This is a genomic window from Streptomyces sp. NPDC048370 (assembly GCF_043200825.1).
In the GTDB taxonomy this organism is placed as follows: Bacteria; Actinomycetota; Actinomycetes; order Streptomycetales; family Streptomycetaceae; genus Streptomyces.
In genome coordinates this window covers 307753-332216 of record NZ_JBICYI010000004.1, presented here as the reverse complement: position 1 = coordinate 332216, position 24464 = coordinate 307753, and the positions used below count along the sequence as shown (strand labels likewise).

Genomic DNA, 24464 nt, shown 5'->3' with positions numbered 1-24464 from the left:
CGGGTCAGTGCTCACTGTCCAGGTGGGCCATCTGGGCCGCCGGGTAGCGCTCGCCGGCGGCCGCGCCGGCCGGGACGGCTCGCTCGATCGCGGCCAGGTCGGCGTCGTCCAGCGTCACGTCCAGGGCGCCGAGGGCCTCCGTCAGCCGGTCCCTGCGGCGGGCGCCGACCAGCGGGACGATGTCCGCGCCCTGGCGGGCCGCCTGCGCCAGGACCCAGGCGATCGCGGTCTGCGCGACCGTCACGCCCTTGGCCTCGGCGAGGGTGCGCAGCTGGTCCACCAGGTCCAGGTTCCGGTGGAGGTTGTCGCCCTGGAAGCGCGGGCTCATGCCCCGGAAGTCGCCGGGGGAGAGCTCGCGGTCGCGGGTGAAGTGGCCGCTGATGAGGCCGCGCGACAGCACGCCGTACGCCGTGACGCCGATGCCGAGCTCGCGGGCGGTCGGCAGGATCTTCTCCTCGATTCCGCGCGAGATCAGGGAGTACTCGATCTGGAGGTCGGAGATCGGGGCGACGGCCGCCGCCCGGCGCAGGGTGTCCGCGCCGACCTCGGAGAGGCCGATGTGTCGGACGTGTCCGGCCTCGACCAGCTCGGCGATCGCGCCGACGGTCTCCTCGATCGGGACGTCCGGGTCCACGCGGGCGATCCGGTAGATGTCGATGTGGTCCGTGCCGAGGCGCTGGAGGCTGTACGCCGCGAAGTTCTTGACCGCGGCGGGGCGGCCGTCATAGCCGGTGAAGCCGCCCTCGACCGTGCGCAGGGCGCCGAACTTCACGCTGGTCAGCGCCTGCTCGCGGGCGACCGCGGGGGCCGTGCGCAGGGCTTCGTTGATCAGCAGTTCGTTGTGCCCCATCCCGTAGAAGTCGCCGGTGTCCAGGAGGGTCACTCCGGCGTCGAGGGCGGCGTGGATGGTCGCGATCGACTCGGCACGGTCGCTCTCGCCGTACAGCGCGGACATGCCCATGCACCCGAGGCCGAGGGCGGAGACCTGCGGGCCGGTGGCGCCGAGGCGGCGGGTGGGGAGGGAGTGGTGTGAGTGGGCGGAGGTCATGGGGTCTCCTCGGTCGGGAGGGATGCGGAGCGCCGGGGGAGCGGCGTATGACAACTATGGCATGACGGCTGACAGATTTCAATGTTTGTCATTCGTTGGGGTGGGGCGGGGAAAACGGTGTGAGCGAGTGCCCTGGGCGGGGTAGCGTCTACGGCATGTCTTCGTTCTTCCAGATCTACGAGTGAGAGCGCGGCGGGCCTCGACGCCCGCCCCCGCCGGACGATCCCCTCACCACTTCTCACCAATGGGAGAACCCCATGGCCAAGGGCCGTAACAACCTGCTCGGCGTCGGCGGACAGCGCAAGAAGCTGTCCCGAGGCGACCAGCAGGGCGCTGTTCAGAACAGCAACGCCGACCGCAAGGCCGCCGTCGACCAGAAGCAGGAGCTGCTGAGGAAGATGCGCGAGCGCGCGACGGGCTCCGAAGGCGCCGAGACCGCCGCCGCCGGCACGGACGGCCAGGAGTAGCCGCAGCCGGTACGACGACGTGGGCCCGGGTCACCTTCCGTGACCCGGGCCCACGTGCGTCCCCCCCTGCACCGGGCCCCCGCCCCCGCCCTCCGCCCCCGCCCTCCGGCCTGCCGCCCCCGCCCTCCGCCTCAGCTCACGACGCGCGGCAGCCGCAGGCTCAGCAGGACCGTCAGGATCACGGCCGCCAGCTGGACCAGGAGCGTCACCGTCAGCGCCGTGCCCATCGAGCCGGTCGCGGCGAGGGACAGGAAGAGCGAGCCGAGCGTGGCCACGCCCAGGGCGAGGGCCGACTGCTGGGCTGTCACCATCACGCCGCTGCCGACGCCCGCCCGGTCCGCCGGGACCTCGGAGAGGACCACCCGGAAGAGGACCGGGAGCTGGAGGCCCTGGCCGAGACCCGCGACGGCCATGCCCGGCAGCAGGGTCCAGGCGGAGAGGTCCGGCCAGGAGCGCCAGGCCGTCAGGGCCAGCAGGGCGATGCCGAGCCCCTGGACGAGGCCGCCCGCGGTGACGACCCGGGTGCCCCAGCGCCGTACAAGGCGGGGACCCGCGAGGGAGGCCCCGAAGAAGGCCACCGCCATCGGGACCAGAGCCAGGCCCGAGACCACCGCGCTCATCCGCAGCCCCTGCTGGAGCGCGACCGCGATCACGAACATGAAGCCGCCGAAGCCGATCGAGAACGGCACGACAAGGGCGAGCCCGCGGCGCAGGGAGACCAAGGAGAGCAGGCTCGGCGGCACCAGCGGCGTACGGCCCCGGCGGTCGGCCCGCAGCTCCACCCACCAGAACGCGCCCGCGGCGAGCGGGAAGAGCCCGAGCGCGACCCAGGTCCACAGCGGCCAGCCCGCGGCCCTCCCCTCTGTAAGAGGGGCGAGGAGCGTGAGCAGCGCCAGGCCGAGGAGCAGGGTGCCCGCCACGTCGACCGGCGCCGGGCGATCGGAGCGGGTCTCCGGGACCGCCCGCACCGCGAGCAGCAGGCCCGCCACCACCACGGGCACGTTGACCAGGAAGATCGCCCGCCAGCCGCTGCCCCAGAGGTCGGCGGCGACGAGGACCCCGCCCAGGATCTGGCCGGCGACCATCGCGAGCCCCGCGGTCGCCCCGTAGAGGCTCAGCGCCTTCGCGCGGCGGGCGCCCGCCGTCGAGGAGTGGATGGTGGCGAGGACCTGGGGGAGCATCAGGGCGGCCGAGGCACCCTGTGCCACGCGCGCCCCGACGAGCGTCCAGGCGTCGGGGGCGAGCCCGCAGGCGAGCGAGGTCACACCGAAGGCGGCCATGCCCGCGAGGAAGAGCCGGCGGCGGCCGAAGAGGTCCCCGAGCCGCCCGCCGAGGACGAGCAGGACTGCGTATGCGAGCCCGTACCCGGCGACGACCAGCTCCAGCATGGCCGGTCCCGCGGCCAGGTCGTGGTCGATGGTCGGCAGGGCGACGTTGACGATGAAGAAGTCGATCAGCGGAAGAGCGGCGCCGAGCAGGACCGTGAACAGTCCGAGGGAGCCGAGGGCGGGCGCCGGGCGGTCGACGGCGGGGCCGGTGCCGCGGGCGGGGGCGGGGGCGGTGGTGGAGGCTGTAGTACGCACGCCATCGACGATCGTCCCCTTCTTAGCCTGGTACCAGAGTGTCTTTATCCTGGTACAAGCAGTACCTGGAAACGGGCTGAGCGCCCCGGCACCCTGGGAGCATGACGACGATGGTGGCCCCCCTCGAAACAGAAGCGACGGCGCCCGCCGACGTCCGGCGGCACGAGCTGGCCGCCTTCCTGCGCAGCCGCCGGGAGCGGATCACCCCCGAGCAGGTCGGCCTGGTCCGAGGCCGGCGCCGGCGCACCCCCGGGCTGCGTCGCGAGGAGGTCGCGCACCTCTCCGCCGTCGGTGTCACCTGGTACACCTGGCTCGAGCAGGCCCGCGACATCCACGTCTCCCCGCAGGTCCTCGACGCCCTCGCCAGGGCCCTGCTGCTCGATCCGACCGAGCGCACCCACCTCTTCGCCCTCGGCGGCGAGGCCGACCCGAACCCGGAGTCGCCCTGCCCGACGGTGACGCCCGCCCTGCGCGCGATGCTCGACCAGCTGGAGCCCGTACCCGCCTGCATCCAGAACAGCCGCTACGACATCCTGGCCTACAACCGCACGTACGGCAGGCTGCTCTGCGACCTCGACGCGCTGCCGCGCGAGGACCGCAACTGCATCTGGCTGGCCTTCACCAACGACGACTGGCGCGCCGCCGTCGCCGATCTGCCGGACGTCACGCGCGCGATGGCCGGCAAGTTCCGGGCCTCGATGGCCGAGCACCTGGCCGAGCCCGCCTGGAAGGCGATGCTGCAGCGCCTGGAGACGGCGTCGCCGGAGTTCCGGGAGATCTGGGCGCGGCACGAGGTGGTGGCCCAGGGCGGCCGTACGAAGTTCATCCGCAACGCCCACGTCGGCACGCTCCACCTGGAGCACACCAACCTCTGGCTCGGTCCGACCTCGGGGCCGCGTCTGGTGACGTACGTGCCGGTGGACGAGGAGTCCCGTCAGGGTCTCGAACGCCTGCGCGCCATGTGTGGGCGAAACGACTGACGGATCACGGCGAGGGTGCGGGACAATGGCCCAATGACCGCGTTCTCCCCTCTCGCCATCGGCCCGCACATCGTGCAGCCGCCGGTGGTGCTCGCGCCGATGGCCGGCATCACCAACGCTCCGTTCCGCACCCTCTGCCGTGAGTACAGCGGCGGCAAGGGGCTCTTCGTGAGCGAGATGATCACGACGAGGGCGCTGGTCGAGCGCAACGAGAAGACGATGCAGCTCATCCGCTTCGACGCGAGCGAGAAGCCGCGGTCGATCCAGCTCTACGGCGTCGACCCGGTGACGGTCGGCAAGGCCGTGCGGATGATCGCGGACGAGGACCTGGCCGACCACATCGACCTGAACTTCGGCTGCCCGGTCCCCAAGGTGACCCGCAAGGGCGGCGGCTCGGCCCTCCCGTACAAGCGGCCGTTGCTGCGCGCCATCCTGAACGAGGCCGTGTCGAACGCGGGCGCCCTGCCGGTCACGATGAAGATGCGCAAGGGCATCGACGACGACCACATCACGTACCTGGACGCGGGCCGGATCGCGGTCGAGGAGGGCGTCACGGCGATCGCCCTGCACGGCAGGACGGCGGCGCAGCACTACGGCGGTACGGCGGACTGGGACGCGATCGCGCGGCTCAAGGAGCACGTGCCGGAGATCCCCGTGCTCGGCAACGGCGACATCTGGTCGGCCGACGACGCGCTGCGGATGATGCGCGAGACCGGCTGCGACGGCGTCGTCGTGGGGCGCGGCTGCCTGGGGCGGCCCTGGCTCTTCGGCGACCTGGTGGCGGGCTTCGAGGGCACGGGTGCGTACGCCCAGCCGGGCCTGCGCGAGGTCGCGGACGCGATGGTGCGGCACGCGCGGCTGCTCGGCGAGTGGCTGGGGGACGAGTCGCGCGGTGTCATCGACTTCCGCAAGCACGTCGCCTGGTACCTGAAGGGCTTCTCGGTCGGTTCCGAGATGCGCAAGAAGCTGGCCATCACCTCGTCCCTGGACGAGCTGAGCGCTCAGTTGAGCGAGCTGGACCTGGACCAGCCCTGGCCGACCGGCGCGGACGGCCCCCGGGGCCGCACCTCGGGCAACAACCGCGTCGTCCTGCCGGACGGCTGGCTGAAGGACCCGTACGACTGCGCGGGCGTCAGCGAGGAGGCGGAGTTGGACACGTCCGGGGGCTGATCCCGGACGTCCGGATCGTGGGAATCGAGCCGTTCGCGCGGCGTGATCCTCGCCACCCTTGATAGGGGGTGTGCTCAGATGAGCAGATTTCGGGGTGTTGTACTTATGGAGGGGTGGCACTGGGTGCCACCCCTCTTGCGTTCAAGAGTTGAACGCAGATGCGCCGGAAGGCGCTCGTGTGAGCGCGAATCCCCAGGTTTGAGTCAAGGGGGCTTCGGAGCCTGAAAGCGGAAGCTACTCGTCGGTTACTTTCGATGTGCTGGCGGACGGGTGGTTAAGACCATGTGACCGGTAGGCATACCTCCACAGGAGCCTTCGATCTGGGTATGTTCCTCGCCGTCAGGGCAGCCACCGAGTCCTCGAGGAGTCGAGACACGTGTCGGAAAACAAAGATCAGAAGTTCGTGTACGACTTCACCGAGGGCAACAGGGACCTGAAGGACCTGCTCGGTGGCAAGGGAGCGAACCTCGCCGAGATGACCAACCTCGGCCTCCCGGTTCCCCCCGGCTTCACGATCACCACCGAGGCGTGCAAGGTCTACCTCGAGAGCGGCTCCGAGCCCGTCGCGCTCCGCGACGAGGTCAGCGCCCACCTGGACGCCCTCGAGCAGAAGATGGGCAAGAAGCTCGGCCAGGCCGACGACCCGCTGCTCGTCTCGGTCCGCTCCGGCGCCAAGTTCTCGATGCCCGGCATGATGGACACGGTCCTGAACATCGGCCTCTCCGACACGTCCGTCGAGGGCCTCACCGCCCAGGCCGGCGACGCGCGCTTCGCCTGGGACTCGTACCGCCGGCTCATCCAGATGTTCGGCAAGACCGTCCTCGGCGTCGACGGCGAGCTCTTCGAGGAGGCGCTCGACGAGGCCAAGGCCGCCAAGAAGGTCACCGTCGACACCGATCTCGACGCCGCCGACCTGAAGAAGCTCGTCAAGCACTTCAAGAAGATCGTGAAGGCCGAGGCCGGCCGCGACTTCCCGCAGGACCCGCGCGAGCAGATGGACCTCGCCATCGAGGCCGTCTTCAACTCCTGGAACACCGACCGCGCCAAGCTCTACCGTCGCCAGGAGCGCATCCCCGGCGACCTCGGCACCGCGGTCAACATCTGCTCCATGGTCTTCGGCAACCTCGGCCCCGACTCCGGCACCGGTGTCGCCTTCACCCGCGACCCCGCCTCCGGCCACCAGGGCGTCTACGGCGACTACCTGCAGAACGCGCAGGGCGAGGACGTCGTCGCCGGTATCCGCAACACCGTGCCGCTGGCCGAGCTGGAGTCGATCGACAAGGCGTCGTACGACCAGCTGATGCAGATCATGGAGACGCTGGAGACCCACTACAAGGATCTCTGCGACATCGAGTTCACGATCGAGCGCGGCCAGCTGTGGATGCTGCAGACCCGCGTCGGCAAGCGCACCGCCGGTGCCGCCTTCCGGATCGCGACCCAGCTCGTCGACCAGGGCCTGATCGACGAGGCCGAGGCGCTCCAGCGCGTCAACGGCGCCCAGCTCGCGCAGCTGATGTTCCCCAAGTTCGACGAGAACGCGAAGGTCGAGCAGATCGGCCGCGGCATCGCCGCCTCCCCGGGTGCGGCCGTCGGCAAGGCCGTCTTCGACTCGTACACGGCCGTCAAGTGGTCCCGCTCCGGCGAGAAGGTCATCCTGATCCGCCGCGAGACCAACCCGGACGACCTGGACGGCATGATCGCCTCCGAGGGCATCCTGACCTCCCGCGGCGGCAAGACCTCGCACGCCGCCGTCGTCGCCCGCGGCATGGGCAAGACCTGTGTCTGCGGCGCCGAGGAGCTCGAGGTCGACACCAAGCGCCGCCGGATGACCACCACCTCGGGCCAGGTCATCGAGGAGGGCGACGTCGTCTCCATCGACGGCTCCACCGGCAAGGTGTACCTCGGTGAGGTACCCGTCGTACCGTCGCCGGTCGTCGAGTACTTCGAGGGCCGGATGCACGCCGGCGCCGACGACGCCGACGAGCTGGTCCAGGCCGTCCACCGGATCATGGCCTACGCCGACCGCGTCCGCCGGCTGCGCGTCCGCGCCAACGCCGACAACGCCGAGGACGCGCTGCGCGCCCGCCGCTTCGGCGCCCAGGGCATCGGCCTGTGCCGCACCGAGCACATGTTCCTCGGCGAGCGCCGCGAGATGGTCGAGAAGCTGATTCTCGCCGACACCGACGAGGAGCGGACCGAGGCGCTGGACGCCCTGCTCCCGCTGCAGAAGAAGGACTTCGTCGAGCTCTTCGAGGCCATGGACGGGCTGCCCGTCACGGTCCGCCTGCTCGACCCGCCGCTGCACGAGTTCCTGCCCGACATCACCGAGCTCTCGGTGCGCGTCGCCCTCGCCGAGGCCCGCAAGGAGCCGCACGAGAACGAGCTGCGCCTGCTCCAGGCCGTCCACCGGCTGCACGAGCAGAACCCGATGCTGGGTCTGCGCGGCGTCCGGCTCGGCCTGGTCATCCCCGGCCTGTTCACCATGCAGGTCCGGGCGATCGCCGAGGCCGCGGCCCAGCGCATCGACGCCAAGGGCGACCCGCGCGCCGAGATCATGATCCCGCTCGTCGGCACCGTCCAGGAGCTGGAGATCGTCCGCGACGAGGCCGAGCAGGTCATCGCCGAGGTCCAGGCGAAGACCGGTGTGGAGCTGAAGCTCGCGCTCGGCACCATGATCGAGCTGCCGCGCGCCGCCGTGACCGCCGGTCAGATCGCCGAGGCCGCCGAGTTCTTCTCCTTCGGCACCAACGACCTCACCCAGACCGTGTGGGGCTTCTCCCGCGACGACGTGGAGGCCAGCTTCTTCACCGCTTACCTGGAGAAGGGCATCTTCGGGGTCTCGCCGTTCGAGACCATCGACAAGGACGGCGTCGGCGCGCTGGTCCGCAGCGCCGTCGAGGCCGGCCGGGCCACCCGCCCGGACATCAAGCTCGGCGTCTGCGGCGAGCACGGCGGCGACCCGGAGTCGGTGCACTTCTTCCACGAGGTCGGCCTCGACTACGTCTCCTGCTCGCCCTTCCGGATCCCGGTGGCGCGCCTGGAGGCCGGTCGCGCGGCGGCGGAGTCGAAGGGCTCCGACAGCCGCTGAGCCGCCTGCTGGGCGCTCGCTGACCGGGCGTTCAGTAGCAAAGATCACCGGAGTCGCCGCTCGTCCCCGACCCTCAACCGATGGGCGGCGACTCCGGGTCGCAAGAGAGACGGGGCGGACACCTTGTGCGGAGGTGTCCGCCCCGTCGTATTTCGTCCACCCCATCAGGTCCCTGAGGGGTCGCCGGGATGTTCGCCGGATGTGAGTTTCTGTTCAATCGAGGCGGATTAAATTATTCGCCGTTGAACATTCCGTCAAGAACTTTCCACGATTGGTTGCGCAAAGAACAGGGCGGGCGCGGCCCCCGGATCCCCACCCGGTGGCCGCGCCCATTACCCATGCCGGGCAGGTGAGCCGCAACCCTCGCCGACCGCCGCCGGACGTGTGAAGCCCCCCACGGTCTTCGCCACGCCACCTCGGTCCTGAAGGTTTCCTGCCCGACACCCACAGCTTTTCCGTTTGCCCCCGGTCCCCGCGATGCTTTTCAAGTGTGGCTGAAACACCCTGGTAACGTGCTGTGATGATGTGCATACTCATCGACGGGGGTGGTTGCGAGTGCACAGGTGGGGGTTCAATGCTGCGGATTCATTTCACCGCAAGCGACGTGGCGGGCGTACGGATGGCGGCCCGGCCCGACGTTCTGTGGGAAACGATTCTCAGCTTTCATCGGCTTAGGGACCGGCGCGGCCCGGTCGTCTACGGAGAATGGCGTTCCCAGACCCGTACGCGGCTCAATGGGGAGACCCGGCTGCTTGCCGCGCTCGTTCCCAGTCGCGGTTACTTCCCCGACTTCCTGACCCCTCCCGAGGGCCTCCAGGGGCTCGACGAGGGCCTGGAGGCGGTCCGCGCGACCCCCCGGGACCGGCTCCGCAGGGAGCTCGCCCTCCTCGGCGCCGACCGGGCCGGAGGCAGGACCGTGCCGCACTCGCTGAGAGCCCTCGCCGAAGGCGGCGCAGAACCGTTCGGCCGGCTCGTGGGGGCCCTGCGCAGCTACCACCGGGCGGCGATCGAGCCGTACTGGCCGCAGATACGCGCCCGGGTCGAGGCCGACCGGGCGGTGCGCGGCCGGGCCCTGCTCGACGGCGGCGCGGACGAACTCCTCGCCTCGCTGCCGCCGATGTTCCGCTGGCGCGCGCCCGTCCTGGAGGCCGACTACCCGGTCGCCCGCGACCTGCACCTCGACGGCAGGGGCCTGCTGCTCCAGCCCTCGTACTTCTGCCGGGGCACGCCGGTCGTCCTACGGGACCCGGAACTGCCCCCGGTGCTCGTCTACCCGACGACGCACTGCGAGGCGCCGACGGTGCACGCGCCGGGCGGCTCCTCGCTGGCCAAGCTGGTCGGCAACACCCGCTCCGCGGTCCTGCACGCGATCGGCGACGGCGGCACCACCAGCGAACTCGCCCGCAGGGCGGGGGTCTCGCTCGCCTCGGCGAGCCAGCACGCGGGCGTCCTGCGCGAGGCGGGGCTCGTCGCGACCCTGCGGCACGGCAACGCGGTCCTGCACACCCTCACACCCCTCGGCGCCGCCCTGCTGGGCGGCGGCGGGCGGAAGAGGGGGGTCGCGGGGGCCGTCTCGGCGACGGCCCCCGCGGAGCGTCTCTACGCCCGGAACGGGCCGGTCACCTCGTAGGTGATGCCGCCCGAGGAGCTGCCGCTGGTGCCGCGCTGGCTGGAGAAGTACAGCCGCTTGCCGTCGGGCGAGAAGGCCGGTCCGGTGATCTCCGAACCGGACTGGCCGCTGATCCGCAGGAACGGAGCCACGACGTCGTCCGGCGTGATGATGCAGATCTCCATGTTGCCGCCGTCCTCGGCGATGAAGAGGTCGCCGGAGGAGGAGCCGGTGACGTTGTCGACACCGGTCAGCGGGGCGCCGCCGCCGGACACCAGCGAGTCGTCGTAGGCGAGTTCGTAGGTGTTGTCGGTGAGGTTGAGCTGCCAGAGGCGGTTGTCGCCCTTGGTGGTGAACCAGACGGTGTCGTTGGCGTAGTGGCAGCCCTCGCCGCCGTTGAACTTCTTCGAGCCGGAGACCTGGCTGCGGGTCGCGGTCGGCGAACCGTCCGGGTCCGGGACGTTCTGCCAGGTGAAGGAGCCGGAGGTGGCGGTGCCGGCCACCAGGACCTGGAGCGTGCCCGTCGAGAGGTTGCCCCAGGTGGTCGGGATGAAGCGGTAGAAGCAGCCGCTGGACTCGTCCTCGGTCAGGTAGACGACCTTGCGGACGGGGTCGGCGGCGGCGGCCTCGTGCTTGAAGCGGCCCATCGCGGCGCGGCGGACAGCCGCGTTCACGCCGTACGGGTCGGTCTCGTAGACGTACCCGAGGCTGACCTCCTCGCAGGAGAGCCAGGTGTTCCACGGGGTCTTGCCACCCGCGCAGTTGGTGCGGGTGTTGGAGAGGATGCGGTACGCGCCGGTGACGGCGCCGGTCGAGCTGAACTTCACGGCGCTCGCGCCGCCGCCCGGGTTGATCTCCGAGTTGGAGACATAGATCCAGCCGGATCCGTCGACGAAGCAGGCGCCGCCGTCGGGGGCGTTGTGCCAGGTGTACGAGGTGCCGGGGACGGTCTGCCCCGACCGTGCGATGACCCGGCTGCTGAATCCGCTCGGCAGCAGGATGCCGTTGGCGTCGGCCGAGCCGAGAGCCCCGTAGGGGCCGGCGCCGGGCTGAGCGGGGGCCGCGTAGGCCGCCCCGCGCATCAGGGTGCCGCCGAAGGCGGCGGCCGACGTGCCGATGACCGCTCCGCGCAGGAAACTGCGTCGCTCCACGTCTCACTCCAGAGGGTGGTGTGTGTGAACCCGCCGCACCGGTCGGCGGCGGGGTCGCGCGCTTCGGGAACCTAGGAGTACGGAGTTGGTACGGAGTTGACGGTGCGGCAACAACCGGTGAAGGGGAAGCGTCGGTCGGAAGGTCGATGCGGGACCGGGGGAGTACGGGTGCTTACGTCCTGGATTCGATCCGGCCCAGGTCTCGGGGTCGAGGGGGTCGAGGGGGTCGAGCCTCGGATTCGAGCGGGCTCGCGTCCCGGGTTCGAGCGGGCTCACGTCCACCGTCCTGCTCGCGCTCACCTGCCGGCGGCCGTCGGAGGCCTGGCCCACCTGGCGCAGCCCGCGCTCCTGCTCGTAGCCGACGGTGATCGACCGGGCGTGCCAGCCGCTGACGCCGTGCGCGTCCACCAGGTGGCGGGCGATCGCGGTGTGGCCCCGGCCGCTGGCGTCCCAGGCGTCGAGGAGCGCGAACCGGGCCGCCCGGTCCCGCCCGGTGGCGCCGCTCAGGGCCTCGTCCGACAATCGTTCGGTGATCTGCCTGCCTGCGGGGCTCATACCTCGACGGCCCTAGCCCGGCCCGGAAAAAACTTCCCGCGCGCCGATGAGTTCCGCCGGGCCCCGCCGTCCTATCTCTCGAAGCGCTCGAAGCGCGCACGAGGCACCGAGACACCGCCCGACAAAGAACGACACAGAGCGACACGGAGAAGAGAGCACGCCATGAGCCAGATGATCTTCGTCAACCTGCCGGTGAAGGACCTGGAGACCACCAAGGCCTTCTGGAGCAAGGTCGGCTACTCCTTCAACCCGACGTTCAGCGACGACACGACCGCCTGCATGATCATCAGCGACACGATCTTCGCGATGCTGCTGACCGAGCCGAAGTTCCAGGAGTTCACCAAGCCGGGCAAGGAGCTCGTCGACGCGACCAGGTCGACCGAGGTGCTCCTCACGCTGAGCGCCGAGAGCCGCGAGAAGGTGGACGAGTTCGCGGACGCCGCCCTCGCCGCCGGTGGCACGGCGGCGAAGGAGCCCATCGACTTCGGCTCGATGTACGGCCGCTCGTTCTCGGACCCGGACGGCCACCACTGGGAGGTCATGTGGATGGACCCGGCCGCCATCGAGGCCTGATCCAAACGAAAGGCCCTAGGCCGAGACACCGCCGTCGATCACCAGATCGGCGCCGACGACCGACCCGGCGTCCTCCGAGGCGAGGTACAGCACCGCCGCCGCGACCTCGGAGGCGGCCGAGATCCGGCCGAGCGGCGACTCGTCCTTCATCCGTACCGCCCGCTCGGCCTCCGTCTCGCCGGGCCGCAGCGACATCGTCGAGTCCGATGCGCCCGGGCTGACCGCGTTGATCCGGACCCCCTCGGCGACGTGGTCGAGGGCGGCGGCGCGGGTCATCGCGGAGACCGCCGCCTTGGAGACCTGGTAGCCGAAGACGCCGGGGATGCGCACGTGCGGGCCGAGGTTGGAGGAGATGTTGACGATGGCGCCGCCGCCGTTGGCCCGCATGTGGGCGATCTCGGCCTGCAGGGAGTGCAGGACTCCGGTGACGTTGATGTCGAGCAGGGTCTGCCACTCCTCCAGGGGGAAGTCGGCGGCGGACGCGCCGCCCCGGAAGACCCCGGCGTTGTTCACTGCGACGTCGAGCCCGCCGAAGGTCTCGACGGTCTCGCGGACGAGCCGGCGGGTGTCCTCGGCGCGGGACACGTCGGCGGTGACGGCGACCGCGGTGCCACCGGCGGCCTCGATCAGGGAGACCGTCTCGGCGAGCGGGGCCGCGCCGCGGCCGGCGACGACGACCTTCGCGCCCTCGGCGGCGAAGGCGAGCGCGATGGCCCGGCCGAGGCCGGTGCCGGCGCCCGTGACGAGGACGCGCTTGTCGGTGAAGCGTGCGGACATGGCGATGTCTCCTTCTGTCTCGTGAAGAGAGCTGTCTCGTGAAGAGAAGTTTTTGACCGTACGTTCCAATAAGAGGCCCAGGAAAAGGGGCGCCGTGGGGCGCCCCGCGCGGCCTTTCCGGAAGGCCTCGGTTCCTCAGTCCAGCAGGGTCAGGGCCTGCTCCGCCGCGTCATGGACCCGGGCCGGGTCGCTCGACGCCTTGCCGACCACCCGCAGGCCCTGGGCCAGGACGAGGAGCATCCGGGCCAGGGCCTGCGGATCGCGGTCGGGCGGCAGCTCGCCCTGGGCGCGGGCGCGGACCAGCGAGGAGTGGAGCAGGGTCTCGATCTGCTCCCAGCTCAGCTCCACCCGCCGGGCCACCGGCCCGTCGTGCGGCGCCAGTTCGGCCGCCGAGTTGGTGACGAAACACCCGTTCAGGCGTGTCGCTTCGGCTCCCGCCTCCGCGGCGAAGCGCCTGATCAGGTCCCGTACCGGCGGGAGCGCGGGCCCCGGCGTGGACAGCTCCTCCAGCATCGCCGGCTCGCACGACTGGAGGTAGCGGTCCAGCGCCTTCATGTAGAGGGCGTGCTTGTTGCCGAAGGTCGCATAGATGCTGGCGCGGCCGATCCCGAGGTGCTCGACGAGATCCGCCATCGTCGTCGCCTCGTAGCCGCGCGCCCAGAACAGCTCGAGGGCTGCCTGGAGCGCGGCGTCGGGATCGAATTCCTTGGTCCTGGCCACACGTTGACTCTAGGAGTATCTGGAACGATCGGTCAAGAAGAAATGATCATTCGCCCGGCGGCGGGACCCGTGACGTCACACCGTGCGGACCGGGAAGACCGCCACCGAGACGCTCTCGTCGTCCAGGCACCGTCCCGTCTCCAGGTCGAAGCGCTGCTTGAGCAGCGGCGAGGCCACGAACGTCCGCCCGGCCGCCGAGCCGAGGAGCCCCCGGGACAGCACCTGCGCCCCGGTGAACGGATCGCGGTTCTCGATCGCGTACGCCCGCCCCGCCCGGTCCAGGAAGAGCGCCGCCTGCCGGCCGTCGGGGAGCAGCGCGGCCACGCCCCGGCCCGGCGTCAGCCGGGAGGTCTCGCAGACCGCCGTCCAGGCGTCGGCCTCGACGTCGTGGGAGAGTTCGAGATGCATCGGGCTTCAGACCCCTTCCAGAGTTCCGATGGTGAGGACCGTCAGGTCCGGCTTGATCTGGTCCCGCTCCGGCACGAACCGCACCGACGGGTCCGGCGCGTTCGGCGCGTTCACGAAGGAGACGAAGCGGCGCAGCCGCTCCGGGTCGTCCAGGGTCGCGGCCCACTCGTCCTGGTAGTCCGCGACATGGGCCGCCATCAGCGCCTCCAGCTCGTCGCAGAGACCCAGCGAGTCGTGCACGACCACGTCCCGTAGATGGTCGAGCCCGCCGTCGAGCCGCTCCAGCCACACCGAGGTGCGCTCCAGGCGGTCGGCGGTACGGATGTAGAACATCAGGAACCGGTCGATCAGCCGCACCAGTTCGGCGTCCGACAGGTCCTGGGCAAGGAGGTCCGCGTGACGCGGGGTCGCGCCGCCGTTGCCGCCCACGTACAGGTTCCAGCCGTTGGCCGTCGCGATGACGCCGAAGTCCTTCGACTGCGCCTCCGCGCACTCCCGCGCGCAGCCGGAGACCGCAGACTTGAGCTTGTGCGGGGAGCGCAGCCCCCGGTAGCGCAGCTCCAGCTGGATCGCCATCTTCACCGAGTCCTGCACGCCGTAGCGGCACCAGGTCTGCCCCACGCAGGACTTCACCGTGCGCAGCGACTTGCCGTACGCGTGCCCCGACTCGAAGCCCGCGTCGACGAGCCGGGTCCAGATCGCCGGCAGCTGGTCGACGCGGGCGCCGAACATGTCGATCCGCTGACCGCCCGTGATCTTGGTGTAGAGCCCGAAGTCCCGGGCCACCTCACCGATCACGATCAGCTTCTCCGGGGTGACCTCACCACCCGGGATGCGGGGGACCACGGAGTACGAGCCGTTGCGCTGCATGTTGGCGAGGAAGTGGTCGTTGGTGTCCTGGAGGGAGGCCTGCTCGCCGTCGAGGATGTACCCGTTGTTGAGGCTGGCCAGGATCGAGGCGACCGTCGGCTTGCAGACCTCGCAGCCCTCGCCGCCGCGCGCCTCCGGCCGGCCGTGCGAGTCGAGCAGCTCGGCGAAGGAGGTGAGCCGCAGCGTCCGGGTGATCTCGTACAGCTCACCGCGGGTGTACGAGAAGCAGCCGCAGAGCCCCTTGTCGGCCGGCTCCGGCAGCAGCTGCCCGATGAGCTTCACGCAACTGCCGCAGCCCGTCCCCGCCTTGGTGCACTTCTTCACCTCCGGCAGCGTCGCGCACTGGGTGATCGCGTGCTTGGTGACGTTGTGGCAGGAGCAGATGACGGCGTCGTCCGGCAGCGCGGACGGACCGAGCGCGACCGGCGCGCCCGCGCCCGCGGGGAGGACCAGCTGCTCGGGGGAGACGGGCGGCACGGAGCCGGTGAGCGGCCGCAGCATCCCGTACGACTCGGCGTCGCCGACCAGGACGCCGCCGAGCAGCACACCGTCGCCGTCGACCACCAGCTTCTTGTAGACGCCCGAGCGGGAGTCGGAGTAGACGACGTCGAGGCAGCCCTCGGTCGTGCCGTGCGCGTCGCCGAAGGAGGCCACGTCGACACCGAGCAGCTTCAGCTTCGTCGACATGTCGGCACCGGTGAACGCCCGCTCCTCGGACGCCTCGGCGATCGTCGCCGCCGCCGTCAGAGCCATCTCGTAGCCGGGCGCCACCAGGCCGTACACCCGGCCGTCCGAGGCGAGCGCGCACTCGCCGATCGCGTACACCGCCGGGTCCGACGTCCGGCACAGCTCGTCCACCGCGATGCCGCCGCGCTCGCCGACCGTCAGACCGCAGTCGCGCGCCAGCTGGTCCCGGGGCCGTACGCCCGCCGAGAACACCACCATGTCCGTCGCCAGTTCGGAGCCGTCCGAAAGGCGCATCCCGGTGACCGAGCCGTCCTCCGTCACGACCTCCTGCGTGCCGGTGCCGGTGTGGACGGTGAGACCCATCCGCTCGATCGTGCGCAGCAGCGCCGCGCCGCCGCCCTCGTCCACCTGCACCGGCATCAGCCGGGGCGCGAACTCCACGACGTGCGTGTCCAGACCGAGCCCCTTGAGGGCGCCGGCCGCCTCCAGGCCGAGCAGGCCGCCACCGACGACGGCGCCGCTCGTCGACGTCTTGGCGTACTCCTCGATCGCGAGCAGGTCCTCGATCGTCCGGTACACGAAACAGCCGCGCGCGTCCCTCCCGGGGACGGGCGGCACGAAGGGGTACGAGCCGGTGGCCAGGACGAGCGTGTCGTACGGGACGACCTGTCCGGAGCGGGCGGTGACCGTACGGGCGGCGCGGTCGACGGACTCCGCCGGGTCGCCGACGTACAGCTCGATGCCGTGCTTCTCCATGAAGCCGTCCTCGACCATCGACAGGTCGTCGGGGGTCCGGCCCTTGAAGTACGAGGTCAACTGGACGCGGTCGTAGGCGGGGCGCGGCTCCTCGCAGAGCACGACGACCCGCGCCCACTCGGTGACGCCCCGGTCCGCGAGCGCCTCGAGGAACCGCTGGCCGACCATGCCGTGGCCGACCAGGACGATGGTGGGCACGGTGGGGGTGTGCAGGGGCGTGGTCGCCATCTCAGGAGCCTCCGTCATGGGTGAGCAGATGAAGCAGGGGGGCGTCGGGCAGGACTTCGTCGCCCTCCCAGGCCCGGGCGAGGGTGCCGACGGCGGCGAGGTCGCCGAGCAGCACGCCGCCGACGAGCCGGTCGCCGCGGACGACGACCTTGCGGTAGGCGCGCCGGGTGGCGTCGGTCAGCTGGACGACGTCGTCCCCGGGGAGCGGAGTCGCCTCGCCGAACGCGGCGAGGTCGAGCCCCACGGGCCCGCCGAGGGTGAGCCGGGTCAGGGCACGCGTGCCGGTGTACGCGGGGTGGGCCCCGGGGGCGTCGGCCGGGAGTGCCTCCGGCCGGAGGACGTCCGCCAGCGCGTCCGCCTGTTCCAGGGCGGGACCTGCCAGGCCGTAGACCCGGCCGTCGTGCTCGGCGCAGTCGCCGATGGCGTGGATGTACGGATCGGAGGTCCGCAGCTGGTCGTCGACGACGATGCCCTTGCGGACCTCGAGACCGGCGTCCAGGGCGAGACCGGTGCGCGGCCTGACCCCGCAGGCGAGGACCACGACCTGGGCGTCGAGCACGAATCCGTCGGCGAGTTCGACGGCCGTGACCGCGCCGTCCTCCTGTCGAAGACCGCTGACCCGGCATTCGGTGTGCACCTCGACGCCGAGCGACTCCACGTGGTCCCGCAGCAGCTCCGAGGCCTGTGCGTCGAGTTGACGCTCCATGAGCCGCTCGCCCTGCTGGGTCAGCACCACCTCCGCGCCGAGCGCGGCCAGCGCCCGGGCCGCGGAGACTCCGAGCAGCCCGCCGCCAATCACGACCGCGCGCACACCGGGGCGGACGAGGGCCCGCAGCTCCAGGCAGTCGTCGAGCGTCCGGAACGGGTGGACGCCCGTGGGGAGTCGGGTGCCGCGAAGGCCACGCAGGGGCGGGAGCACCGGGTTGGAGCCGGTCGCCAGGACCAGGCGGTCGTAGCCGACGGCCGTCCCGTCCTCGCACGCGACGATCCGGGCTGCCCGGTCGATCCGCACCGCCCGCACCCCGCGCCGCACCGGCTCACGGGGATCGGGCAGCGCGATCACCTCGGGCGCGTACCGCCCGGCGAGGACGTCCGCGAGCAGCACCCTGTTGTACGGTGCGTGCGGCTCCTCGCCGAGGAGGGTGACGGGCAGGCGCTGGGCGAGCCGGACGCCCGCCGTTCCGCCGCCGACCACCACGATCCGTGTACTCATGTGTCGAAGCGTGCGGGCCGGGTGTTACCCGGGGGGATCTCGATTGTTTCTCCTGCGGAACGCTGATCTCCGCGATGGGCGTCCTCCGGTGTGAGGGTTAACCGGTGGTGAGCCGGTCCTCAAGGGGGCCTTAAGGATCCCGGGGGAGGGGCTGAGCTGGGGTTTCGTATACCCCGCGGACCCTAGTGTCGGCTCTCGTGACGACCGAGGTTCAGGAACCCAGCCATCCGGCTCTCGCCGCGTATCTGGCGCAACGGCCCCGTGCACAGGTGGTGCGGGAGGAGGGCCGGGCGCGGCCGGCCGGTGAGCACACCCAGCGGCCCGGCGCTGAGCACACCCGGCCCGCCGGTGAGCACACCCGGCGGCCCGCCGGTGAGCACACCCGGCCCGCCCGGCCCGCCCCCCGGGTGGCCCCTGACCGACTCCGTACCGCCATCCTCGGCGGAGCCGGGGCCGTGGCCCTCCTCTGGGGTGTCCAGGCTCGGCCCTCCGCCCGGCTCGATTCGTTCTTCGCCGCCGGGGCGCACCTCACCGGGCTGCTCGCCGGGTACGGCGTGCTCGTCATGCTGTTCCTGATGGCGCGCGTGCCCGCCGTCGAGCACGGCGTCGGGGCAGACCGGCTCGCCCGGTGGCACGCGCGCGGCGGGCGGTACGTCCTCGGGCTCGTCGGGGCCCACGCGGTGCTCGCGCTCTGCGGGTACGCCGTGCACACCCGTACCGACCTCGTGACCGCCGCCGGAGGGCTGCTCGCCTACCCCGCGCTCGCCGCCGCCACCGCCGGTACCGCGCTCTTCGTCGCCGTCGGGGTGACCTCCGCCCGGGCCGCCCGGCGGCGGCTGCGGCACGAGACCTGGCGGGCGCTCCACCTGCTCAGCCACCTCGCCGCCGCCCTCGGCTTCGTGCACCAGCTCGCCGGGCCCGACCTCACCGGGAGCGTCCTCGCGCTCTGGGCCTGGTCCATGGCGCACGCGACCGTCGCCGTCGTCCTCGTCTGGTACCGGATCGTCGTCCCCGTCCGGCAGGCCCTGCGCCACGCGCTGCGCGTGACCGAGGTCCGCGACGAGGGGCCGGGGGTCGTCTCGGTGATCGTCAAGGGCACCGGGCTCGATCTGCTGTGCGCCGAACCCGGGCAGTTCTTCCGCTGGCGGTTCCTGACCCGCAGGCTCTGGCGGACCGCGCTGCCGTTCTCCCTCTCCGCGCCCGTCCACGACGACACCCTGCGGATCACCGTCAAGGCGCTCGGCGACCACACCCGCCGGATCCGCCGCCTGCGCCCCGGCACGCGCGTCCTGGCCACCGGCCCGTTCGGCGCGCTCACCGCGCACCGCCGCACCCGCCGCAAGGTCCTGCTGCTCGCCGGAGGCGTGGGCATCACCCCGCTGCGGGCGCTCTTCGAGACCCTGCCCGGCGGCCCGGGCGACGTGACGCTGCTGTACCGGGCATCCGACGCGGACGGGCTCGTCCTGCGCGAGGAGCTGGAGCGCATCGCGCACGCGCGGCAGGCCGCACTCCACTACCTCCTCGGCCCGTCCGACGCCTCCTTCGACCCGCTCGCCCCGCAGGCACTGCGCGATCTCCTGCCCGACGTCGCCGCCCATGACGTCTACCTCTGCGGGCCGCCCGCCATGGCCCGCGCCGCCACCGACTCGCTCGTCCGGGCCGGAGTGCCGGCCCGCCGCATCCACTCCGAGGACTTCAGCCATGAGTAAGCACCGCGCCCCGTCCGCGAGCAGGCACCGCGTCCCGTCCGTGAGCGGGTACCGCGCCGGGTCCGTGAGCAGGCACCGCGCCCGGTCCGCCCACGCCGGCGTCCCCGCCACCGACCGAGCCCGCAGACAGCTCGCCGCCGGGCTCCTGACGGTCGGCGCGCTCGCCGCGACCTTCCTCACGGTCGCCGTCGATCCGGCCGCGCCGCCCGCCCCCGACCGGGCGCCGGTCGGCACAACCTCAGACGTAGCTCAACTCTCCAGGGATTGATGGACGGCACACCCATCTCCTCCCTAGGCTCGCGAGCATGCCTGACATATCCCTGACCACTCTGGTCCTGCTCTGTGCCGCCGCTCTCGTGGCGGGCTGGATCGACGCCGTGGTCGGTGGAGGAGGGCTTCTGCTGCTGCCCGCGCTGCTGCTGGGAGTACCCCACGTTCCCGCCCCGCAGATCCTCGGCACCAACAAGGCCGTCGCGATCGTCGGCACGACCGGCGCCGCCATCACCTTCGTACGGAAGGCGACGGCGCCCGTGCAGGTGAAGACGGCGGTACGGATCGGGCTCGCGGCCCTCGCGGGGTCCATGGGCGGCGCGTTCTTCGCGGCCGGGATCAGCAGTGACGTGCTGCGCCCGGTGATCATGGTGGTCCTCGTCGGCGTCGCCGCGTTCGTGATGCTGCGCCCGACCTTCGGCACCCGGAAGGAGGGGGAGAAGCCGCCCGTCGGCCGGGCGCGGATCGTCACCGCGATCGTGATCGTCGGCGGCGGGATCGGCTTCTACGACGGCCTGTTCGGGCCGGGCACCGGCACGTTCCTGGTCCTCGCGCTCACCGCCGTCCTCCATCTCGACCTGGTGACCGCCTCCGCCACCGCCAAGATCGTCAACGTCTGCACCAACGCGGGGGCGCTCGCGATGTTCGCGTACCAGGGCAGTGTGCTCTGGCAGCTGGCGGCGGTCATGGCGGTCTTCAACCTGGCGGGCGGGATGCTGGGGGCGCGGATGGCGCTCAGCAAGGGCGCCGAGTTCGTCCGGGGCGTGCTGCTGGTCGTCGTCTTCTCGCTGGTCGCGAAGCTCGCCTTCGACCAGTGGTCGTGACGGTGTTCGGCGCACCCTGACTCAGCGCACGCCGAGTTCAGCGCACGCCGAGTTCAGCGCACCCCGAGTTCAGCGCACCCCGATCAGGTGGCCGAAGGCGACCACGTTCCCCTGGTAGCCGGCCTTCTTGTCGAAGCCTCCGCCGCAGGTGATGACCCGGATCTCGGCCCGGTCGGTCTCCCCGTAGACCTTCTCGTCCGGGAAGTCCTTGTTCTCGTACACCTCGACGGCGTCGATCGTGAACACGGCGGTCCGGCCGTCCTGGCGGTCCACCTCGATCCGGTGGCCCTTCTTGAGCGCGCCGAGGGCGTAGAAGACGGCCGGGCCCCGCGCGTTGTCGACATGGCCGGCGACGATCGCGGTGCCCTCGGCGCCGGGCGTGGTGCCGTCCTTGTACCAGCCGGCCAGGTTGCGGTCGCCCGCGGGCGGCACGTCGAGGGAGCCGTCCCGGCCCAGGCCGAGCCGCGTCATGGGCGTGTCGACGTCGATCTGGGGGACGCGGAGCCGCACGGGCTCGGACGGCGGCAGCGGGTCGGCGGCGGCCGTGGTGTGCTCGTTCGGCCCCGCGGCGAACGCCTGTGCGGCGGACGGGACCGGCGGGGTGACCTGCTCCGAGCCGTTCTGGACGAGCCAGATGCCGACGCACGCGGCGGCGGCTATGCCCCACCCCTTGCTCCTGCTGCTCACGGTGCGTTCCTCCGAGGTGTGCCCGAGGGGTGGCCGAGGGGGGTGGCCAAGAGCGTGGCCGAGGGTGTGGCCCTGCCCCCGCCGGGCCTCGTACGGGCGCGCGGCGGGGGCAGGACGTGCGGTACGTCTCAGCCGTCCTGCGCGCCGCTCGCCCGGCGACGCAGGAGCCACGTACCGCCGACGGCAGCCGCGGCCAGCACCGCCGCGCCCGCCGCGATCTGGGTGGTGTCGGGGCCCACGCTGCCGCCGACACCGGTACGGACATGGCCGCTCGGGCGGTCCTTGTGCTTGACGACCAGCTCGCCGCGAGCGGTCTTGCCGTTGTCGCAGGCCACGCTGATCCAGTACGTACCGGGCTTCGCGTGCTCCGGGACCGTGAACTGGCCGACGACGACCTCCTTGTGCGTGCTCGGGTTGAGGTGGAAGTCGCCCGCGCCGAGGGACTGCGCGTCGCCGACGCCCCGGCCGTTCTTGCCGCAGGCGAGGGTGTTGACGGTGACGGTGGTGCCGGGGCTCGCGGAGGACGGATAGACCTCGAGGGCCTCGGAATTCCCGGCGTACGCGGCGGGGGCGCCGAGTGCGCCGATCGCGGCGACCGTCAGCGCGGTACCGGTGAGCAGGCGGGCAGTGGTGCGCATGGGGTCCTCCGGGGCGCGCGAGCGGTCATGCCGGGGAGGCCTCCCGGGAGGGACTTCCCGGAACCGACCTCCTAGGACCGAGATAAGAGCCGCAGCGCCCGCCCCGCCTGCTGATGGAGGGTCAGAATTACGCCGTCCGGTACGGTGTGTCGCCTTGCGCGAGTGGTGTTTACGCAGGTCAGGCCGGTTTACGGAGAGTCAGCTGACGGTCCGTGTCGAACGGGTGACCTGCCCGGGGGCGCGCCTCAGGCGATCAGGCTCTCGATCGCAGCCCGGGCCCACTCCTGGGTCGCCACCGTCGTGCCGGCCGCGGCCCCCATCGCGACCGGGGTCAGGGCGCCCCTCAGCGTGGCGAGCGCGCGGCGGAGCCGGGTCTCCTCCGGCGGGTCGGAGCGGGTGAGCGTCGTCAGGACCTCGCCTGCCGCCGCCTCGGCGTCCTCGCGGTCCTGGTCGGGGAGGCCCTGCTCGGGCAGCCGGCGGAGCAGCTCGGCGACGCGCGCGGCGAGCGGCTCGTAGCCCTCGGCGACCTTGGTGTTGATCTGCTGGTTCTGGGTGACCGTCTCGTTCCCCCAGGCGAACAGGTTCTGCGAGGAGTTGCCGTGGAACACGGGCCCCTCGTGCGGGCGTTCGTCGCGCGGCTCGCTCATGTCCGTGGACCTTCCTCTGTCGGCTGGTTCTGGATGACGTGGTCGTTGCCCCACGCGAAGTTGTTGTTGATGGCGTCGCCGTGGATGGTCGGGCCGGTGATGATCTTCTGATTGATGATGTTGATGACGTTGATGATGGTCGGTGGCAGGGGGACGGGCTCCCGGTTGCGGACCACCGGCAGCGAGGTGGTCAGCGAGGCCAGGTCGACCAGGCCGTTGTGGCGTACGGCCATGTCGCCCGTTCCGCCCACGGAGCAGTCCACGAGCCGGCCGGTGCACTCGTCGTCGAAGGCCGCGCCGACGAGCGCGCAGTCGGTGAACTCGCCGTGCGTGATGTCCAGGAGGGCGGAGTTCCGCCCGCAGATTCCGAGGGCCTCCGAGCCGCTGACGGTCAGGTTCTTCGCGATGAGCCGCGCGCTGCCGAAGACGACGGCGCCGCCGCTGCTCACCCGGGTGACGCGGCAGTCGAAGGCGCGCAGCTGGGCCTCCTCGCCGATGCCGAGGCCCAGCATCCCGCGGTCCGCCGTGACGCCCGTGAGCGTGACCCGGCACTGGCCCGCGAGGGCCACGGCGGCCTGGTCGAAGTCGTGGAACTCCGCCCGGGTGACCTCGGCGGTGGTCCCTCCGTTGCCCCGGACCTCCAGGCCGGCGGGGCAGTGGTCCACCCGGACGTCCTCGAAGACGCCCGTGGAGTCGGGGTCGAAGATCCGTAGCGCGGTGGTGGTCAGGTCCTCGATCCGGATGCGGGTGAAGCGGCCCCGGGCGCCTTCCGTGACGGCGATGCCGACGTTGCCGCCCGAGATGTGGCAGCCGTGGACCTCCGGCGCACCGCCCTTGGTCGAGAACACCCCGATGTTGCGCGCGCCGACGACCCGGCAGTCCTCGAACCTGCCCCGGGCGTCGGTCTGTACGTTGATGCCGGTGTCGCGGCACGCGGTGAACACGGAGTCGCGCACCACCGGGTCGGCGCCGCTCGCCGCGCCCACCCCGTGGCGGGCGTCGGTGACGCGGGCGCGGTCCACGGAGCCCCGGGACTGCTCGATGAACATGATCCCCTCCGCGTGCACGGCGGTGATCACGCAGTCCGCCACCGCGAGCTCCGCCCGGGTGTCGGCCATGAGGGCCGCGTTCCCCGTGCCGGTCAGCTCGCAGCCGACGACCTCGGCGCGCGCGTCGCAGACCCGTACGCCGTGGATCCGGCTGCCCTCGATCCGGCTGCCCCGGACCGAGACCTGGGCGCCCTCGATGATCGCGACCGCGTTGTCGGCGGCGTCGGTGAACCGGCACCGCTCGATCGTCCCCGCCGAGGCCGTGAAGAGCGTCCGGCCGTGCAGGAACACGCTGTTCCGCAGGGTCGCCCGGGTGTTCGGCCGCGTGTGCGTGCCGACGCCGCCCGGGGTGCGGACCTCCACGTTGTCGAGCGTGAGGCTGCCCTGCCAGCAGGAGACGACGTCGTACTCCGTGTCCCGGTTGGTCAGCACGAGGCCGTCGACCTGGACCGATCCGTACGTCTGCAGGACGGCCCCGCGCAGCTGGTTCACCACGACGGAACCCGGCCCGTCGGCCGCGACCAGCCGGACGTCGCCCTGGGCGACGAGGCTCTCCTCGTAGCGCCCGGCGGCGATCTCGATCAGCGCGGGGCGCCCACGGGCGGCGGCGGCGCGCAGCGCGGAGGCGATGCTCGGGTACGCGCGACGGCCGCCGCGAGGCGAGACGACGTACCGCGCGACCATGTCCGGACCCCCATGTCGGTCGCCCACCAGGTCCATCGATCGTACCGGAGGTCACCCAACGCACGTCGACTCA

General features: G+C 71.8%; 22 protein-coding genes. 9 read left to right on the top strand and 13 right to left on the bottom strand.

Annotated features, from left to right (window positions below; genetic code table 11):
• Positions 1-4: 4 nt before the first annotated feature.
• The gene (locus tag ACGFYP_RS12340; protein ID WP_393490399.1) at positions 5-1048 is read right to left on the bottom strand and encodes an aldo/keto reductase; all 1044 of its coding nucleotides are present in this window, start codon (positions 1046-1048) and stop codon (positions 5-7) included.
• A gap of 257 nt (positions 1049-1305) precedes the next feature.
• On the opposite strand from ACGFYP_RS12340, the gene ACGFYP_RS12335 reads away from it, so the two are divergent.
• A complete protein-coding gene (locus ACGFYP_RS12335) occupies positions 1306-1515 on the top strand; it encodes a DUF6243 family protein (protein ID WP_393490392.1) in 210 nt (69 codons plus the stop codon).
• A 131-nt stretch (positions 1516-1646) separates the two neighbouring features.
• Here ACGFYP_RS12335 and ACGFYP_RS12330 read toward each other — a convergent pair whose 3' ends face one another.
• Positions 1647-3098: an MFS transporter gene (locus tag ACGFYP_RS12330; RefSeq protein ID WP_393490385.1), complete on the bottom strand. Its 1452-nt coding sequence runs from the start codon at positions 3096-3098 to the stop codon at positions 1647-1649.
• A 101-nt stretch (positions 3099-3199) separates the two neighbouring features.
• Here ACGFYP_RS12330 and ACGFYP_RS12325 point away from each other — a divergent pair, with 101 nt between their 5' ends.
• From ACGFYP_RS12325 to ACGFYP_RS12310, 4 genes are all read left to right on the top strand, one after another.
• Positions 3200-4078 carry a helix-turn-helix domain-containing protein gene (locus tag ACGFYP_RS12325; protein WP_393490378.1) on the top strand — a complete coding sequence of 293 codons (879 nt, stop codon included), beginning with the start codon at positions 3200-3202 and terminating at the stop codon, positions 4076-4078.
• Positions 4079-4111: 33 nt separating this feature from the next.
• Positions 4112-5248, top strand: a complete 1137-nt coding sequence (gene dusB / locus ACGFYP_RS12320; RefSeq protein WP_393490374.1) for a tRNA dihydrouridine synthase DusB — start codon at positions 4112-4114, stop codon at positions 5246-5248.
• Positions 5249-5624: 376 nt separating this feature from the next.
• Positions 5625-8336, top strand: a complete 2712-nt coding sequence (gene ppdK / locus ACGFYP_RS12315) for a pyruvate, phosphate dikinase (RefSeq protein ID WP_361965588.1) — start codon at positions 5625-5627, stop codon at positions 8334-8336.
• A gap of 574 nt (positions 8337-8910) precedes the next feature.
• On the top strand, positions 8911-9966 hold the full coding sequence (locus tag ACGFYP_RS12310; protein ID WP_393490369.1) for an ArsR/SmtB family transcription factor: 1056 nt from the start codon (positions 8911-8913) through the stop codon (positions 9964-9966).
• Here ACGFYP_RS12310 and ACGFYP_RS12305 read toward each other — a convergent pair.
• The gene (locus tag ACGFYP_RS12305; protein ID WP_393490365.1) at positions 9936-11096 is read right to left on the bottom strand and encodes an alkaline phosphatase PhoX; all 1161 of its coding nucleotides are present in this window, start codon (positions 11094-11096) and stop codon (positions 9936-9938) included. The two genes, ACGFYP_RS12310 and ACGFYP_RS12305, sit on opposite strands and share 31 nt — an antisense overlap.
• A gap of 3 nt (positions 11097-11099) precedes the next feature.
• On the bottom strand, positions 11100-11651 hold the full coding sequence (locus tag ACGFYP_RS12300; RefSeq protein WP_393490360.1) for a hypothetical protein: 552 nt from the start codon (positions 11649-11651) through the stop codon (positions 11100-11102).
• 162 nt (positions 11652-11813) lie between these two features.
• Here ACGFYP_RS12300 and ACGFYP_RS12295 point away from each other — a divergent pair, with 162 nt between their 5' ends.
• A complete protein-coding gene (locus ACGFYP_RS12295) occupies positions 11814-12224 on the top strand; it encodes a VOC family protein (protein ID WP_393490357.1) in 411 nt (136 codons plus the stop codon).
• Between the two features lie 15 nt (positions 12225-12239).
• Here ACGFYP_RS12295 and ACGFYP_RS12290 read toward each other — a convergent pair whose 3' ends face one another.
• The 5 genes from ACGFYP_RS12290 to ACGFYP_RS12270 all read right to left on the bottom strand — a co-directional run bounded on the left by ACGFYP_RS12290 (position 12240) and on the right by ACGFYP_RS12270 (position 17883).
• Entirely contained in the window at positions 12240-13001 is a 762-nt protein-coding gene (locus tag ACGFYP_RS12290; RefSeq protein ID WP_361965578.1) for an SDR family oxidoreductase, read from the bottom strand.
• A 135-nt stretch (positions 13002-13136) separates the two neighbouring features.
• Positions 13137-13721, bottom strand: a complete 585-nt coding sequence (locus ACGFYP_RS12285) for a TetR family transcriptional regulator (protein WP_361965576.1) — start codon at positions 13719-13721, stop codon at positions 13137-13139.
• A gap of 75 nt (positions 13722-13796) precedes the next feature.
• On the bottom strand, positions 13797-14129 hold the full coding sequence (gene nirD / locus ACGFYP_RS12280; RefSeq protein ID WP_361965574.1) for a nitrite reductase small subunit NirD: 333 nt from the start codon (positions 14127-14129) through the stop codon (positions 13797-13799).
• Positions 14130-14135: 6 nt separating this feature from the next.
• Complete coding sequence (gene nirB, locus ACGFYP_RS12275) at positions 14136-16670, bottom strand: nitrite reductase large subunit NirB (RefSeq protein ID WP_393490352.1); 2535 nt, start codon at positions 16668-16670, stop codon at positions 14136-14138.
• A 1-nt stretch (position 16671) separates the two neighbouring features.
• Positions 16672-17883, bottom strand: a complete 1212-nt coding sequence (locus ACGFYP_RS12270; RefSeq protein ID WP_393490349.1) for an NAD(P)/FAD-dependent oxidoreductase — start codon at positions 17881-17883, stop codon at positions 16672-16674.
• A gap of 407 nt (positions 17884-18290) precedes the next feature.
• Here ACGFYP_RS12270 and ACGFYP_RS12265 point away from each other — a divergent pair, with 407 nt between their 5' ends.
• The 3 genes from ACGFYP_RS12265 to ACGFYP_RS12255 are packed head-to-tail and all read left to right on the top strand — an operon-like array spanning position 18291 to position 20686.
• Complete coding sequence (locus tag ACGFYP_RS12265; RefSeq protein WP_393490948.1) at positions 18291-19592, top strand: ferric reductase-like transmembrane domain-containing protein; 1302 nt, start codon at positions 18291-18293, stop codon at positions 19590-19592.
• A complete protein-coding gene (locus ACGFYP_RS12260; protein ID WP_393490345.1) occupies positions 19585-19860 on the top strand; it encodes a hypothetical protein in 276 nt (91 codons plus the stop codon). The genes ACGFYP_RS12265 and ACGFYP_RS12260 overlap by 8 nt, the downstream gene beginning before the upstream one ends.
• Positions 19861-19897: 37 nt before the next feature.
• Entirely contained in the window at positions 19898-20686 is a 789-nt protein-coding gene (locus ACGFYP_RS12255; protein ID WP_393490342.1) for a sulfite exporter TauE/SafE family protein, read from the top strand.
• A gap of 69 nt (positions 20687-20755) precedes the next feature.
• Here the strand turns inward: ACGFYP_RS12255 and ACGFYP_RS12250 are convergent, their stop codons facing one another.
• The 4 genes from ACGFYP_RS12250 to ACGFYP_RS12235 form a co-directional block, all read right to left on the bottom strand.
• Positions 20756-21373, bottom strand: a complete 618-nt coding sequence (locus tag ACGFYP_RS12250; protein ID WP_393490339.1) for a class F sortase — start codon at positions 21371-21373, stop codon at positions 20756-20758.
• Between the two features lie 128 nt (positions 21374-21501).
• Positions 21502-22011 (bottom strand): hypothetical protein, encoded by a 510-nt coding sequence (locus ACGFYP_RS12245; RefSeq protein ID WP_361965560.1) that lies wholly within the window; start codon positions 22009-22011, stop codon positions 21502-21504.
• A gap of 245 nt (positions 22012-22256) precedes the next feature.
• Entirely contained in the window at positions 22257-22658 is a 402-nt protein-coding gene (locus ACGFYP_RS12240; RefSeq protein WP_393490335.1) for a hypothetical protein, read from the bottom strand.
• Complete coding sequence (locus tag ACGFYP_RS12235; protein WP_393490332.1) at positions 22655-24391, bottom strand: right-handed parallel beta-helix repeat-containing protein; 1737 nt, start codon at positions 24389-24391, stop codon at positions 22655-22657. The genes ACGFYP_RS12240 and ACGFYP_RS12235 overlap by 4 nt, the downstream gene beginning before the upstream one ends.
• Positions 24392-24464 lie beyond the last annotated feature (73 nt).

Excerpts from the sequence above, each read along its gene's own strand:
- ACGFYP_RS12340 (WP_393490399.1), bottom strand. The coding sequence starts at position 1,048 with ATGACCTCCGCCCACTCACACCACTCCCTCCCCACCCGCCGCCTCGGC.
- ACGFYP_RS12335 (WP_393490392.1), top strand. The coding sequence starts at position 1,306 with ATGGCCAAGGGCCGTAACAACCTGCTCGGCGTCGGCGGACAGCGCAAG.
- ACGFYP_RS12325 (WP_393490378.1), top strand. The coding sequence starts at position 3,200 with ATGACGACGATGGTGGCCCCCCTCGAAACAGAAGCGACGGCGCCCGCC.
- dusB (WP_393490374.1), top strand. The coding sequence starts at position 4,112 with ATGACCGCGTTCTCCCCTCTCGCCATCGGCCCGCACATCGTGCAGCCG.
- ACGFYP_RS12310 (WP_393490369.1), top strand. The coding sequence starts at position 8,911 with ATGCTGCGGATTCATTTCACCGCAAGCGACGTGGCGGGCGTACGGATG.
- ACGFYP_RS12300 (WP_393490360.1), bottom strand. The coding sequence starts at position 11,651 with ATGAGCCCCGCAGGCAGGCAGATCACCGAACGATTGTCGGACGAGGCC.
- ACGFYP_RS12295 (WP_393490357.1), top strand. The coding sequence starts at position 11,814 with ATGAGCCAGATGATCTTCGTCAACCTGCCGGTGAAGGACCTGGAGACC.
- ACGFYP_RS12290 (WP_361965578.1), bottom strand. The coding sequence starts at position 13,001 with ATGTCCGCACGCTTCACCGACAAGCGCGTCCTCGTCACGGGCGCCGGC.
- nirD (WP_361965574.1), bottom strand. The coding sequence starts at position 14,129 with ATGCATCTCGAACTCTCCCACGACGTCGAGGCCGACGCCTGGACGGCG.
- nirB (WP_393490352.1), bottom strand. The coding sequence starts at position 16,670 with ATGGCGACCACGCCCCTGCACACCCCCACCGTGCCCACCATCGTCCTG.
- ACGFYP_RS12270 (WP_393490349.1), bottom strand. The coding sequence starts at position 17,883 with ATGAGTACACGGATCGTGGTGGTCGGCGGCGGAACGGCGGGCGTCCGG.
- ACGFYP_RS12260 (WP_393490345.1), top strand. The coding sequence starts at position 19,585 with ATGAGTAAGCACCGCGCCCCGTCCGCGAGCAGGCACCGCGTCCCGTCC.
- ACGFYP_RS12255 (WP_393490342.1), top strand. The coding sequence starts at position 19,898 with ATGCCTGACATATCCCTGACCACTCTGGTCCTGCTCTGTGCCGCCGCT.
- ACGFYP_RS12245 (WP_361965560.1), bottom strand. The coding sequence starts at position 22,011 with ATGCGCACCACTGCCCGCCTGCTCACCGGTACCGCGCTGACGGTCGCC.
- ACGFYP_RS12240 (WP_393490335.1), bottom strand. The coding sequence starts at position 22,658 with ATGAGCGAGCCGCGCGACGAACGCCCGCACGAGGGGCCCGTGTTCCAC.
- ACGFYP_RS12235 (WP_393490332.1), bottom strand. The coding sequence starts at position 24,391 with ATGGTCGCGCGGTACGTCGTCTCGCCTCGCGGCGGCCGTCGCGCGTAC.